Source organism: Salinivibrio sp. ML198 (assembly GCF_001996015.1).
GTDB classification, from domain to species: Bacteria; Pseudomonadota; Gammaproteobacteria; order Enterobacterales; family Vibrionaceae; genus Salinivibrio; species Salinivibrio siamensis.
On record NZ_MUEZ01000016.1, the window covers coordinates 39780 to 53558 of the forward strand.

The 13779-nt window shown below is 49.8% G+C and carries 12 protein-coding genes; 2 read left to right on the forward strand and 10 right to left on the reverse strand.

The genetic code is table 11. From position 1 onward, the window contains the following. Positions 1–12: 12 nt before the first annotated feature. The 5 genes from hemN to BZG25_RS11965 all read right to left on the reverse strand — a co-directional run bounded on the left by hemN (position 13) and on the right by BZG25_RS11965 (position 4505). A complete protein-coding gene (hemN, locus tag BZG25_RS11945; RefSeq protein WP_077639134.1) occupies positions 13–1386 on the reverse strand; it encodes an oxygen-independent coproporphyrinogen III oxidase in 1374 nt (457 codons plus the stop codon). A 200-nt stretch (positions 1387–1586) separates the two neighbouring features. Then, positions 1587–2081 carry a DUF2489 domain-containing protein gene (locus BZG25_RS11950; protein WP_077639135.1) on the reverse strand — a complete coding sequence of 165 codons (495 nt, stop codon included), beginning with the start codon at positions 2079–2081 and terminating at the stop codon, positions 1587–1589. A 13-nt stretch (positions 2082–2094) separates the two neighbouring features. Then, complete coding sequence (gene yihI, locus BZG25_RS11955; protein ID WP_046074452.1) at positions 2095–2580, reverse strand: Der GTPase-activating protein YihI; 486 nt, start codon at positions 2578–2580, stop codon at positions 2095–2097. Further along, a complete protein-coding gene (locus tag BZG25_RS11960) occupies positions 2577–3218 on the reverse strand; it encodes a class I SAM-dependent methyltransferase (protein ID WP_046074453.1) in 642 nt (213 codons plus the stop codon). The genes yihI and BZG25_RS11960 overlap by 4 nt, the downstream gene beginning before the upstream one ends. A 669-nt stretch (positions 3219–3887) precedes the next feature. Beyond that, entirely contained in the window at positions 3888–4505 is a 618-nt protein-coding gene (locus BZG25_RS11965; protein WP_046074454.1) for a cytochrome c, read from the reverse strand. A gap of 149 nt (positions 4506–4654) precedes the next feature. Here BZG25_RS11965 and yihA point away from each other — a divergent pair, with 149 nt between their 5' ends. Continuing rightward, positions 4655–5296, forward strand: a complete 642-nt coding sequence (gene yihA / locus BZG25_RS11970; protein WP_046074455.1) for a ribosome biogenesis GTP-binding protein YihA/YsxC — start codon at positions 4655–4657, stop codon at positions 5294–5296. Positions 5297–5854: 558 nt separating this feature from the next. Here yihA and polA read toward each other — a convergent pair. Then, positions 5855–8605: a DNA polymerase I gene (gene polA, locus BZG25_RS11975; RefSeq protein WP_077639136.1), complete on the reverse strand. Its 2751-nt coding sequence runs from the start codon at positions 8603–8605 to the stop codon at positions 5855–5857. Positions 8606–9058: 453 nt separating this feature from the next. Between polA and elbB the strand changes: the two genes are divergently transcribed. Beyond that, positions 9059–9709 (forward strand): isoprenoid biosynthesis glyoxalase ElbB, encoded by a 651-nt coding sequence (elbB, locus tag BZG25_RS11980; protein ID WP_046074457.1) that lies wholly within the window; start codon positions 9059–9061, stop codon positions 9707–9709. Between the two features lie 559 nt (positions 9710–10268). Here elbB and BZG25_RS11985 read toward each other — a convergent pair. The 4 genes from BZG25_RS11985 to recQ form a co-directional block, all read right to left on the reverse strand. Beyond that, a complete protein-coding gene (locus BZG25_RS11985; protein ID WP_077579512.1) occupies positions 10269–10703 on the reverse strand; it encodes a GNAT family N-acetyltransferase in 435 nt (144 codons plus the stop codon). Positions 10704–10764: 61 nt separating this feature from the next. Beyond that, entirely contained in the window at positions 10765–11433 is a 669-nt protein-coding gene (locus tag BZG25_RS11990; protein ID WP_046074459.1) for a 7-cyano-7-deazaguanine/7-aminomethyl-7-deazaguanine transporter, read from the reverse strand. Positions 11434–11545: 112 nt separating this feature from the next. Beyond that, positions 11546–11848 (reverse strand): DUF3630 family protein, encoded by a 303-nt coding sequence (locus tag BZG25_RS11995; protein ID WP_046074460.1) that lies wholly within the window; start codon positions 11846–11848, stop codon positions 11546–11548. Continuing rightward, a complete protein-coding gene (gene recQ / locus BZG25_RS12000; protein ID WP_198531505.1) occupies positions 11835–13649 on the reverse strand; it encodes an ATP-dependent DNA helicase RecQ in 1815 nt (604 codons plus the stop codon). The genes BZG25_RS11995 and recQ overlap by 14 nt, the downstream gene beginning before the upstream one ends. Positions 13650–13779 lie beyond the last annotated feature (130 nt).

Sequence of the window (13779 nt, forward strand, 5' to 3'; positions counted from 1 at the left end):
GTTTTTTTACGGCTAAATCACCCGCGAAAACTGTTGCTGACGCGCTCTATCTCGCAAATAAACATCAAAGCTCATACAGATATTGCGGATCAGCATACGGCCTGTTTTGGTCACCGTAATCGTTTGATCGGTCACTTGCACCAACTCGTCATCAATAAAGCACTGCAGTAACGCCAGATCTTCAGCAAAATACTGATCAAAATCTATCTGGTAACGTGTCGCAATGTCCGCTTTTTCTAAGGTGAAGTTACACATCAGCGCTTTTATGACATCACGACGAATGCGATCATCCGGCTCAAGCATCACGCCTTTAAACAGTGCATGGCGTTCAGCATTCACTTGCTGATAATACGCTTTCATCTCTTTTTGGTTCTGCGCGTAACAATCACCAATCATCGAAATCGCCGATACGCCGAGTCCGAGCAGATCACAGTCACCTTGCGTGGTATAGCCTTGGAAGTTGCGATGTAAACGCCCTTCTCTCTGCGCCACCGCCAGCTCATCATCAGGCAGAGCAAAGTGATCCATCCCGATAAACTGATAGCCTGCCCCTGTTAACGTATTGATGGTGTCTTGCAACATGGTGAGCTTGGCGTCCGGAGACGGTAAATCCTCTTCTTTGATTTTGCGCTGCGCCGCGAACAAATTAGGCAAGTGCGCGTAATTAAACACTGAGAGTCGACCCGGACGCATCGTCAAAACTTGCGCTAAGGTTTTGGCAAACCCCTCTGGAGATTGGCTGGGCAAGCCATAAATCAAATCGAGGTTGGTGGAGCGGAAGCCCAGTTCACGGGCACGTTCAACCAAGGCGTGAATAAAGTCTTCATCTTGCTCGCGATTGACCAGCTGCTGCACTTTTTTATCAAAGTCTTGCACCCCGATACTGATGCGATTGAAACCTTCGCTCCGCAGGTGATCGAGCATATCGAGTGGAATTTCGCGCGGGTCGACTTCAATGCTGATTTCCGCATCGCGCTCAAAACCAAACTCTTGACGCAACAATCCCATTAAGCGGGAGATTTGCGCCTTGGTGAGAAAGGTGGGCGTGCCACCGCCCCAATGCAGCTGAGTCACTCGACGTGAACCCAGCAAGAAAGCACGCTGACGGATTTCGTGCTCAAGCGCATCTAGATACTCATCCGCCTTGTGTTGATGCCGTGTCACCACTTTATTGCAGCCACAGTAATAACAAAGTTTATGGCAAAACGGGATATGCACATACAACGACAACGGGCGCTCAGGGTACTGACTACACGCCATATCAAATTCCGCGGGCGCAAACGCCTCATGAAATTCGAGTGCCGTCGGATACGACGTATAACGGGGCCCTGAATAGTTGTACTTATTGATAAGGGCTTGATCCCAAATGATTTGTGGTGATGACATGGCTTACATTCCGCAAAAGCGCTTAGGAAAGGAGTAACAGCGTCTAGTGTGCCACAGCCTTGAGTAAGGTGTTTAGCACTACCCGCACTGGTGTTGCGAAAGTGTCGGTGAGATCGATTTTCGCCCAATAATTATAAGGGTATTGAGGCAAAATGACAGAGGAAAGCAGCCACGATAGGCTGCATTCCAGGCAGTCACACTTAGTGCGTGAGGATATGATCAGGGATGTGACGCGCGCCGGTGAAGGCGAGGATTTCCGCAAGCTCAACTTTTATCGCCTCTTCCAAACGCGCTTCATGTTTGGCTCGGTCTAAGTCGAGTCGCATGCGCTCATTCTTTTTCAATCCCTTCCTTGCCTCACCGCGAGGGGTATCTTTTACCGCCTCATACAGTTCAAACAAGGCCGGGTAGCAGCTATCAAACGCAACCCGTTTATCGCCTTGTAGATGATCCATGATCATGTAAAGGCGGATCGCAGCCTCCGATAAATCGCATTGATTCTGTAGTGCGGCAAACGCAATCACATCAACACTCTCAATGATTTTGTCATTGCGTTGGTTGATCGCTGCCTCTTTCATCTCGGCTTGCCACTTGGTTTGTCGCTTTAACTTCGCCAGCAATACGCCTGCGTAAACCGATAGCGCTAAAATAATGAGCGCCCCAAGTCCTGCCAATATCCAGATCCACTCCTGCACCGGTTACTCCTTGTTAATCGTCCTGTTGCTCAAATTTAGCCAGCAGGTCGTCGTCATCATCCAACTCGTTATCGTCGGCAAGCAGGCCCAGTTTATCCATCAGCACCTCAATCCGATCCAGCTTCTCATCCACATAAGCTTGTAAACCCGCCCCTAATTTCTCGCCATTTTCGATTCTATCCAACAACACGTTCAATTGTGGATCTTGCTCAAGCTTGGCGAGCTCTTGCTCTGGTGTGAGCTTGGGTTGCTTAGGTTTTTCTGCATCCGTACCCAATGGGATCGGCTTTTTACTGCCTATGCGCGGGTCTTTTTTGCCACCGCTGCGACGCACTTGCTTGTTGTCTTCTTCTGAATGACGCGAGCCGGCTTTTTTGCCTTTACGCTTTTTTTGCTTTTTCAGCATTCGCGCAATGCGGTCTTGCTCGTTCTGATTCTTATCTACGTATTGCGCCGGGCCTTCCGATCCTACGCGGCGCGTTTTCTTTTTACGCGTCATGACTCTGGTTTCCTCATTAAAATTACGTCGTTGCCGATAAACGTCAGTTCCAACCCCGCTTGGTGAGCTAAAAACTGGAATGTATATCGGCTAAAAAAGCTGACATGCGTCAGATCATTCTTATAGTGCCAGCGTGAAAAAGCGTCTGGATCTTTAACCAGCTTGGTCATGATGCCCAAGTAACCCCCCGGCTTGAGCATCGACAACCACTGCTGCCATTGCACCTTTGGCCAATAGAAATGCTCGATGGCCTCCGTACAGGTAATAAAGTCATAATGTGCATCCAGTACGTCGGTTTGTGGCGCATAGAAGGGATCATAGCAGGCGACATCATGCCCTGCGTTTCGCAGCATACTGGCCAAGACAGGCCCAGGACCACAACCAAAATCTAATCCCTTTGCTGGCACCGATAAGCGGTCGAGTAAAGGGTTGATCACGCGCGATAAAAAACGCTGATAACCGTCATCCTCAGGGTGATTTTGGTGTAAGTCATAGATAGCTTTCTCATTTTCAGGCGCGAGCAATGCCTGGCGCTCAACAAACACCAACGCGCACGCCGCGCACTGAAGGTATGCTCTGCGTTTGTCGGTATGATAAAGATGGGTTGTTGTGTGCTCACATAAAGGGCAATGCTGCATATCATTCATCTATGCCAAAAGCTGGCGCGAATGTAGCAGAAAGTGGGTCAATAAAAAAGCGACAGGCATAAAGCCTGTCGCGTATCGCGCTTGCGATAATAAGCGGATAGTGTCCGTCCTGGTACCTTGTTCATCCCTGACTCATGGCGCTTGGCGCCTTAGTATCAACGTCCTGTTATCGTGGGTCGCATACCTGCGTGTCAGTCGCTTCCTGCGTCCTTGTCGTTCGACACCCACCACACATCCTGTGTCACGTCGTCCTTGTGCGCCTACCTTGGCAACATCCACATCCTGTGGTCAGACCGTCCTGGTGCTCATGTGCCTTGCTTGGCTCAATCACTTGTCCTTAAGACCAACGTCCTGTTGATAGTGGTAGCATATCGCAATGAGCGCGACTGCCTAGAATGCCAGCCATAAAATATTGAGTCAGGAAACAAGACACAGAGGTAACTGACTGATTTTAAATAAACCTAAAATATGTCTTTCAAAAAATGACGTGTTTTTCTTGCAAGAGAATAGCCAATCTCTTACGCAGAAGGTCGCCGTTTTCGCTATCAGTGATGTACTGACAAAATGCGTGCCAAGCGTCATAGACTGTCGCATAAATGGAAGAGATAAAAAAAACGGTGGCGTACATTACGCCACCGTTTTCGTTGGACAGCTCGGTTATTAGTGAAGCCCGCCTAAGTAGTTAGACAGTGCATCAATTTCCTTGTCCGTCAGTTTCGCCGCAACCGAGCGCATCATTTTGTTCATATCATTATGACGCTCTCCGGCACGGAACATTTTCAACTGACTGGCTAGATACTTCGCAGGCTGGCCAGAAATTTTCGGGAAACCAGAAGAAGGGGTGCCATTCCCGCGAGGACCATGACAGGCTGTACAGGCTGCAATACCGCGCTCCGGATCGCCCGCCATGTAGAGCTGACGGCCTACTTCGATGGCCGTTTCGGGCGTGGTGCCAGGCTTGGGTGTTAAGGTTGCATAGTAAGCCGCTAAGTCTGCCATGTCCTGCTCAGAGAGCGGTGCCACCATACCAGCCATCACAGCGTTATAACGCCCCTGCTCACCGCCGCTTTGCGCGCCGAGCTTAAATTCTTTCAGTTGTTTCTCTAGATAGTTGGCGTGCTGACCCGCCAAGTTTGGGTAATCAGGCAAAACACTGTTACCGTCAGCACCGTGACAGGCGACACAGGTATTGGATTTTGCTTTGCCCGCTTCAGCATCTCCTTGGGCCCAGACTGAAGTGCTGGCGAGGAGAGTCAATATTAGCGCTAATTTCTTCATGACATTCCGTTTATAATTATCAAGCTTCCAGTACCACTACTTAGTTACCGTCATGGTACAATTACCGATCAAAAACCGAGCACGGTTATTTTACACAAATTCACACAAAAGTAATCAGTCTACTACACCAAGACGAGACGGAGTTAACAGTGGAGCAATCACTTAATTACCGTAACACCCAGTTTGTTACCAGCGCACCCGACATTCGCCATCTTCCTGATAATACGGGGATAGAGATTGCGTTTGCTGGCCGTTCCAACGCCGGTAAGTCTAGCTCCCTTAACCGTCTTTGTGACCAAAAGAGCCTAGCAAAGACCAGTAAGACACCCGGGCGCACACAATTAATTAACCTCTTTAAAGTGGACGAAGGGTGTCACATTGTCGACCTACCTGGTTATGGTTATGCCCAAGTCCCGTTGGAAATGAAAGAGAAGTGGCAGCGTTCGCTGGGAGAATATTTACAAAAACGTGATCAACTTGGCGGATTAGTGGTCTTGATGGATATTCGTCATCCGATGAAAGACTTGGATCAGCAACTGATTTACTGGGCGGTTGAATCTCACTTACCGGTGTTAGTGCTACTGACCAAAGCCGACAAATTGAAATCAGGGGCACGTAAGCAGCAACTGATGAAAATCCGCGAAGCGTCACTGGCCTTTTGCGGGGATGTTGAGGTCGAGTTGTACTCATCGCTCAAAGGGATGGGCGTCGACAAATTGCGCCGTAAACTAGACGCTTGGTATCAACAAACACCGCCGGTGATCGCAGACGACCCACAGCCAACCGATTAACCCTCTTGGACGGATAGGGCCCACCTGTCGCTTACGCAGATAAAAAAAAGCCGACCCTCAATACGAGAGTCGGCGAATCTTTGTGCGTAAGCGAGCTCAATCAGCCCCCATAGACACATAAAGAACAAGAAGCTGTGCGCATTATAACCAAGCCTCCAGCCATAATTAAAGTAATTACTCTAATTTTTTTGAAAAGAATGGGATGATGCGAATCAGCAAAACACAAAAAAGGCAGTGGCAGGGTCGACTCATCGCGTTGACGATTAGCCAATAAAAAAAGCCCCAGTCAGTATCCTGACTGGGGCTGCTGAATCAGCCAAATCCAATAACGTGAAACAAAAGGTCTGAAAGATAGAACATCTTACCTCTGTACCCTACGTTGTTAACTGTATATCAATCACTCAGTATTGAAAAGTATCTTACGTAATTTTTTTTCATAAAAATAAGGCGGTTTAGAGTAAAAACGCCAAAGATCAGGTGGATAGTGACCAAAAAAAAGCCGATAAAAATATCGGCTTTCGGTATAAAACGACAGAAAGGTCAATAAAAACCCTGAACTTAGTGGGCTTCTCCCCAGTTATCTCCGAAACCGGCTTCGGCAATCAAAGGGACATCCAAGTCAGCCGCTGATGCCATCAATTTCCGTACTTGGCTTTCAACTTTGGACATTGATGACGTTTTGACTTCCAACACCAGTTCATCGTGAACTTGCATCACTAGGCGAGCATCATCCGCCGCATTGGCTTGAATCCATTGATCAACCAGTATCATCGCACGCTTGATAATATCGGCGGCGGTTCCTTGCATCGGCGCATTGATTGCCGCGCGCTCTGCCCCTTTACGACGCATGCCATTACGCGATTTAATTTCTGGCAAATAGAGGCGACGACCAAAAATGGTTTCCACATAGCCTTTTTCCGCTGCTTGTTCACGGGTGCGGTCCATGTAGGCCTTCACGCCTGGATAACGCTCAAAGTAAGTATCCATATAGCTTTGTGCTTCATGGCGACCAATCCCTAATTGACGAGATAAGCCAAAGGCACTCATGCCATAAATCAGGCCAAAGTTGATTGCTTTGGCGCGGCGACGCTGTTCACTGGTGACTTCATCGAGGCTTACCCCCATCACTTCCGCTGCGGTGGCGGCGTGAATATCTTTGCCCTCACGGAAGGCTTCTAGCAAGGCTTTATCACCGGATAAGTGCGCCATAATCCGCAATTCGATTTGCGAGTAATCGACCGCCAAAATGGTGTGATCCGGTTCCGCGGTGAAGGCTTCTCGAATACGGCGACCCTGTTCGTTACGAATAGGGATATTTTGTAAGTTCGGATCGGTGGACGATAAGCGCCCTGTTGCAGTAACGGCTTGATGATACGAGGTATGCACGCGGCCGGTTTGCGCATTGATCATGCGCGGCAATTTGTCCGTGTAAGTCGATTTGAGTTTTGCCAACCCACGGTATTCCAGAATCCGCGCTGGCAGCGGGTAATCGAGTGAGAGCTCTTGCAGCACTTCTTCATTGGTTGAGGGGCTGCCTGATGGGGTTTTCTTTACCACCGGCAGGCCCATTTTCTCGAACAAAATCGCTTGTAGTTGCTTGGGCGAGCTTAAGTTGAACTCCTCACCAGCAATCTCAAACGCTTCACGCTCAAGCTCAATCAAGCGAGTATGTAGCGCCTCTGATTGGGTCGCCAGCTTGTCTTTATCGATTAGCACACCATGACGTTCCATACGCGACAACACGCTGACTAACGGCATCTCATAGCACTCAAAAATGGTTTTCAGTTTCTCGTCACTGGTGACTTTACCAATCAGGTATTGGTGCAAACGCAACGTAATATCGGCATCTTCCGCCGCATAAGGCGCCGCTTGCTCAAGAGGAATTTGATTAAAGGTCAGTTGTTTCTTGCCTTTCCCCGCTATCTCTTCAAAGCTGATGCAGGTGTGCTGCAAGTAGCGCTCAGCGAGGCTGTCCATGTCATGGCGTCCCGCGACACTGTTGTAGACGTACGACTCCAGCATGGTGTCATAGGCAATCCCTTTTAAGGTGATCCCGTGACGCGCAAACACACTGGCATCATATTTCAGATTCTGGCCAACTTTCGCCGCTGAAGGGTCTTCCAACCAAGGGCGTAACACCTCCAGCACTTCATCCAGCGATAACTGCGCGGGCGCTTCCAGATAATCATGAGCCACGGGTACATAGGCCGCTTCACCTGGCGCGACGGCAAATGAAATCCCAACCAGATTGGCTTCCATATAGTTGAGACTATCGGTTTCGGTATCGACCGCCACCACCTCAGCGTCACGAATTTTCTTCAGCCAAGTGTCTAGTGCGTCCCGCGTTAATAGCGTTTGGTAGCCACTACGGTCAATCGTGGCCGCTTGCGAGATAGGTTCATCAGACACCACTTCTTCCGGCGCATCACCTTCATCCAGCTCTTTGAGCCAGCGGCGGAATTGCAAATCACGATACATGGTCACCAAGGTGTCATTATCAGGCGCTTGCTTGACCAGCTGTTCAGGGGTGAAATCGAGCGCTACATCCAATTTAATCGTAGCGAGTTGATATGACAGGTAAGCGGCTTCTCGATGCTCAGTCAATTTCTTCGCCATGCTTTTGGCGCCGCGGAAGCTGAGCTCAGCAATCTTATCAAGGTTGGCGTAAATATCGTCCAAGCCACCTAGATTGGCAATCAGCGCGGTCGCGGTTTTATCGCCCACACCCGGTACGCCAGGAATATTATCGACTTTGTCGCCCATCAGAGCCAGATAATCAATAATATGCTCAGGGCCGAAACCATACTTCTCACGTACCGCCTCAGGATCCATCACGACATTAGTCATGGTGTTGATTAAGGTGACATGCTCATCCACCAACTGCGCCATATCTTTGTCACCCGTACTGATAAGCACCGGCATCCCCGCTTTCGAGGCTTGAGTGGCGAGCGTGCCGATAACATCGTCGGCTTCCACGCCCTCTACCGCCAGTAAAGGCAAGCCCATCGCGTTGATAATCTTGTGCAAAGGTTCAATTTGCCCGCGTAGATCCTCTGGCATCGGTGGACGGTTGGCTTTGTACTGCTCGTACATGTCGTCACGGAACGTCTTCCCTTTGGCATCAAAAATCACCGCCACATGCGAATGCGGGTACTGTCGCAACAGGCTGCGCAGCATATTCACCACCCCAAACACCGCGCCAGTGGGTTCGCCTTGGCTATTAGTGAGATTGGGAGACGCATGGTATGCCCGGTAAAGATACGAAGAGCCATCCACAAGGATTAACGGATTGTCGGGAAGAGTTGCCATATCAGAATATTGATCGCCAGTTAAACACGTTAGCCGTTAAGCATGCCACGAGTCTCGACCCCTGTTAACCATGGTTTTTCCCACAAGGTCGCCAATCTGTGGATAACTTTGTTGGTAATTATTTTATAGGATTTTGATTTTGTCTAAACAAGCATGAAAAATTGATTTTTTATTAAATAAAAACATCAACTTAAATAAAAAAACAGGATCTAGATCTTGATCGAAAAAGGATCCTGTGGTGTGGAAAAAGAAATCGCTATCGGTGTCAAAGGTTGCAGAGAAAGTCATCACAAACTGCGGAGATAATCACCAATTTATCTTGCGATCTTGACTACTATTTCGCATAAGCCCTTGGCCAATGCGACACTGTCAAACGCCATTAAGCGTAGACGATGCTTTATGCATTGCCCACTCTGATTGCAATATTGTAAATGCCGATACAAGGAGAGCGTCATGAAAAAGGTTGCTGTGATCTTATCTGGCTGCGGCGTGTTTGACGGTGCCGAGATCCAAGAAACTGTGTTATCCCTACTTGCCCTTGAGCAAAACGATGCCCAATGGCAGTGCTTTGCGCCAGATATCGATCAGCACCATGTCATTAACCATCGTACTGGCGAGGCGATGAGCGAAACGCGTAATGTGCTCACTGAAGCCAGCCGCATTGTACGTGGAGATATTCTTCCGCTGACCGATCTGAACGCCGATGACTTCGACGCCTTACTGGTTCCCGGGGGCTTTGGGGCAGCGAAAAACTTGTCGGATTTTGCCTACAATGGCGATCCGGTTCAGGTGCACCAAGATATGTTTGCGGTGTGTCAGGCCTTTGCCCGTTCCGAGAAGCCTGCTGGCTATATGTGTATTGCCCCTATTATGATCCCGCAGATCTACCCGAAAGGCGTCAAAGGCACCATTGGTAATGAGCCCGATATCGCCGCCGCCTTTAACCGTATGGGCGGTGAACATATAGAGTGTCCGGTATCGGATTATGTGTTAGACCAACGTCACCATCTGCTTTCCACCCCCGCCTATATGCTCGCGACATCCGTCACTGATGCGGCCGTTGGTATCAATCGTATGGTAAAAAAATTGGTTGAGCTCGCCTAAGCCACGCTCATCCACAAAGAGACAAAGAAGAGAAAAGAAAAAAGCGACGCCGAGATGGGCGTCGCTATAACAAGTGAGCGCAAAGTCAAAGCTGTCTTAGTAACAGTTTGCTGGCCCCAATACACTGGAAGCAATGTGAGCAATGTCGTGCCTTCAGCGCTGAGCATGTGGGCTTGGCCCTGAAGACAAGTTAACAATAACCATTCTCATTACCGTTTTCAACACTTAATTGAGAATCTTTTTCATTTGTTGATCTTGTGCGCAGACTCTCTCACTGTCATCAAACTGTCATTGCACCCACAGCCATCACACCAACAACCCAGGTTCGAAAAGCCCTTGCCCAGAAAAGAAAAAAGCGACACCCCGAGAGGTGTCGCCTAGCAAAAATAGGCTAACTTAATCACTGTCTGATAAGCGCCCCGCTAATACACTGGAAGCAATGTGAGCAATGTCGTGCCTTCAGGGTTAAGCATGTGGGCTTGCCCTGAGTGCAAGTTAATAATAACCATTCTCATTATCGTTCATCAAGAAGAAAATGCGATTATTTTGCATTCACTGCTCAATTATTGATCTTCTTCTCAAAATAAAGGCGATAGTCAGCAGGCTGACCCTTTTCCTCCAACGCCACAATCTGATAGCCATGACAAACCAGCATGCACACCATCGCGGTAAAGCGGTTGCGTGATTTAACCGCAAGCGTTTGATAACCCGACTCATCAACCCACGCTTCTTGAGCCTTGAGTAGCGCTTTCGCCACCCCTTTGCCACGGGCCGCTTTGGTCACTCCGCCGAGCCAGCTATAAAACTGGGTCTCACTGGTGGCATAGCCTATTTTCGCCCCCACAGGCTCACCGTGTAGATATCCCACCAATACCAATGCCGTGCGTCCGGCTAATCGCGCGTGGCATTGCTCCAAGGATACACCCGCATCCAACTCGGGCACGCTGTTAAGCACCGTTACCGCCTCCTCTAAGTGCCCAGCACGAATTTCCATCTCACCTCCCCGCATTGATGTAAAAAAAGAGCCGCGATGCGACTCTTTATTCTGCTACTAATTAGGACGTTTGCTGTACCGTCGCCGACGGCGTCACCTGTGTGATTCGTCGAATAATCAAGTTGAGTAACACCCCATACATAGGAATAAACAGCCCCAAGCTAATAATCAGCTTAAAGGCATAGTCTACCAAGGCAATTTCAACCCAATGCTCGGCCATAAAGGCATCCTGGCTTTGGTAAAACGCAATCGCAAAGAACGCGAGCGTGTCTGACGCATTACCAAACAAGGTAGAACAACTCGGCGCGACCCACCATTGGCGTTGCTGGCGTAACCGGTTAAACACATGAATATCTAAGATCTGGCCGAGCAGATAAGCCATAAAGCTGGCAATCGCAATTCGCGCAACGGTGAGATTAAACGTACCCAGCTGTTCCATGCCTTGATAGCTGCCTTGGTAAAACAAGACGGATAATACGTAAGAAATCAGCAGCGAAGGTACCATGACCAGCAAGATAATACGGCGTGCCAATGCTGGACCATAGATCCTGACCGTTAAATCCGTCGCCAAGAAAATAAACGGAAAGGTAAACGCTCCCCACGTGGTATGAAACCCCCATACCGTAAAGGGGATCTGCACCAAGTAGTTGCTGGAGGCAATGATCAGTAAATGAAAAATCACGAGGTAGCCCAGCGCTTTACGCTGCTGAGCAAGAGAAAAGTGGCTCATAGTGCACCTTTTTGTTATTGGGGGCGAGGGAACCCAAAAAACTTAGCTACCTGTCTGCAGGTAGCGCGAGGTGGCGAATTATACAGCAATCAATCGACGGTGCCAGTGCAATTTAGAGAGGCGGATGACGCGTCCACCAGCGGCGCAAAAAGCTAATCACCTCGTCGCCCTCCTCATCCAGCGCTTCTAACCACACGCTCTGGGTATAATGTGCCGCTTTAAGCATCAAGCGCGTGCCTTCAAAATCAATCAGCCAGGTCATCATGTCAGCGTCTTGTTGCCACTCAAGCACAGAGGCTGCGAGGGTTTCTAACAATGGCTGACAGACTTCTTTAGCATTATCCGCATCCAGCTGCGGCTGATAAAACGCCAAGGCGCCGTCGGACGCCATCAGTTGCCAGTTACTCGGTACCATAACCAAATTCACTCACACTGAGATGATCATCAATTAAGTCCAAAAATGCATCGCCGAATTTTTCTAGCTTGCGCTGCCCCACGCCACTCACCGCCAGGAGCTCTGCTTGAGATGACGGCAGCATCTCGGCCATTTCCATCAAACTGGCATCGTTAAATACCACGTAAGGCGGAATATCTTCTTCGTCAGCAATGGCTTTCCGTAACTTACGCAGCTTGGCAAACAGTTTTTTATCGTAATGGCGCTGGCTCAGCTTGTTGGCTTTGGTGCGAGGGCTGAGGCCAATACGCGGCACCGCCAGCTCGAGGGCAATCTCGCTGCGCAGCAATGGTCGCGCTTGTTCGGTCAACTGCAGCACCGAACTACGGGCAATGTTTTGCACCAGATAACCGCGGTGGATCAATTGGCGAATAATACTCACCCAGTATTCATGGCTCCACTCTCGCCCGATGCCATAGGTAGAGAGCTTGTCGTGACCATGATCTTTAATGCGCTGATTTTGCATCCCGCGCAACACTTCCACCACATATCCAACCCCGAAGCTTTGGTTAACACGGTACACGCACGACAGCGCTTTTTGTGCTTGTTCGGTGCCATCAAAATGGGTGGGTGGGTCGAGACAAATATCACAGTTGCCACAAGGGGTTTGGCGATGCTCGCCAAAGTAGTTTAGGAGCACTAAACGGCGACAGGTTTGCGCTTCAGCAAACGCGCCCATCGCGGTCAGTTTATGGCTTTCGACCTGCTTTTGGGGCCCATCCGGCTTTTCTTCCAAGCAGCGATGGAGCCATCCCATATCGGAGGGGTCATACAACAACACCGCTTCAGCCGGCAGTCCATCTCGCCCTGCTCGGCCGGTTTCTTGGTAGTAAGATTCAATATTGCGCGGCACATCATAGTGCACCACAAAGCGGACATTGGGCTTATTGATCCCCATCCCAAACGCCACAGTCGCCACCACAATGTTGACATCGTCACGTTGAAACGCCTCTTGCACAGAGCCGCGCGCCTCAGTGCTCATTCCCGCATGGTAGGCAGCGGCGAGCATATTGTTATCACACAGTTTTTGAGTGACCTGCTCAACCCGCTTACGGCTATTGCAATAGACAATCCCTGATTGGCCGCGTTGACCGCTCAGAAACTGCACCAATTGCGCCAAAGGTTTGTGCTTTTCCAGCAAGGTGTAGCGAATGTTAGGGCGGTCAAAGCTACCCAGATGCACCAAGGGATCGTGCAGAGCAAGGCGGGATAAAATATCCTCGCGCGTGGTGGCATCCGCGGTGGCTGTCAGCGCCATCACAGGCACATCAGGAAAGTGCTGTTTGAGCTGGCCTAAAGAGGCATATTCGCGGCGAAAGTCATGGCCCCATTGGGAAATACAGTGCGCTTCGTCGACCGCAATCAACGCCAGTTGCCACTCCGTTAAGCGATGGATAAAGTCGCGCCCTAACGCGCGCTCAGGCGACACATAGAGTAGCTTCACCTCCCCCTGATTTAACGTGCGCAAGGTGTCCGCTTGCGCCTCAGGCGTCATCGCTGAGTTTAAACACGCCGCGGCAACACCATTGGCATTAAGCTGGTCAACCTGATCTTTCATCAATGAAATCAAAGGTGAAATCACCACGGTCAAGCCAGTGCGCACCAACGCAGGGATCTGATAGCACAGTGATTTCCCGCCCCCGGTCGGCATAATCACCAAGGCGTCACGCCCCGCAATCGCCGCATCAATCACCGCTTGCTGACCCTCGCGGAACTGGTGATAACCAAACACTGCTTTGAGTACCTGATGGGCAGGACTCATGGCAGGATCAGCGGTAGCGACGTCAGTTTCGGTTGACGCATCGGCATGGGCGGGGGTGGCGGACATAATCAAGCTCATTACTCAAACTGGCGCTCATTCTACCGACACCCCGTAAGCGATGAAACCCTGA

What these genes read in the sequence shown, in the direction of transcription:
- hemN (WP_077639134.1), bottom strand. Translation starts at nt 1,386, where the DNA reads ATGTCATCACCACAAATCATTTGGGATCAAGCCCTTATCAATAAGTAC.
- yihI (WP_046074452.1), bottom strand. Translation starts at nt 2,580, where the DNA reads ATGACGCGTAAAAAGAAAACGCGCCGCGTAGGATCGGAAGGCCCGGCG.
- BZG25_RS11960 (WP_046074453.1), bottom strand. Translation starts at nt 3,218, where the DNA reads ATGCAGCATTGCCCTTTATGTGAGCACACAACAACCCATCTTTATCAT.
- BZG25_RS11965 (WP_046074454.1), bottom strand. Translation starts at nt 4,505, where the DNA reads ATGAAGAAATTAGCGCTAATATTGACTCTCCTCGCCAGCACTTCAGTC.
- polA (WP_077639136.1), bottom strand. Translation starts at nt 8,605, where the DNA reads ATGGCAACTCTTCCCGACAATCCGTTAATCCTTGTGGATGGCTCTTCG.
- elbB (WP_046074457.1), top strand. Translation starts at nt 9,059, where the DNA reads ATGAAAAAGGTTGCTGTGATCTTATCTGGCTGCGGCGTGTTTGACGGT.
- BZG25_RS11985 (WP_077579512.1), bottom strand. Translation starts at nt 10,703, where the DNA reads ATGGAAATTCGTGCTGGGCACTTAGAGGAGGCGGTAACGGTGCTTAAC.
- BZG25_RS11990 (WP_046074459.1), bottom strand. Translation starts at nt 11,433, where the DNA reads ATGAGCCACTTTTCTCTTGCTCAGCAGCGTAAAGCGCTGGGCTACCTC.
- BZG25_RS11995 (WP_046074460.1), bottom strand. Translation starts at nt 11,848, where the DNA reads ATGGTACCGAGTAACTGGCAACTGATGGCGTCCGACGGCGCCTTGGCG.
- recQ (WP_198531505.1), bottom strand. Translation starts at nt 13,649, where the DNA reads ATGAGTCCTGCCCATCAGGTACTCAAAGCAGTGTTTGGTTATCACCAG.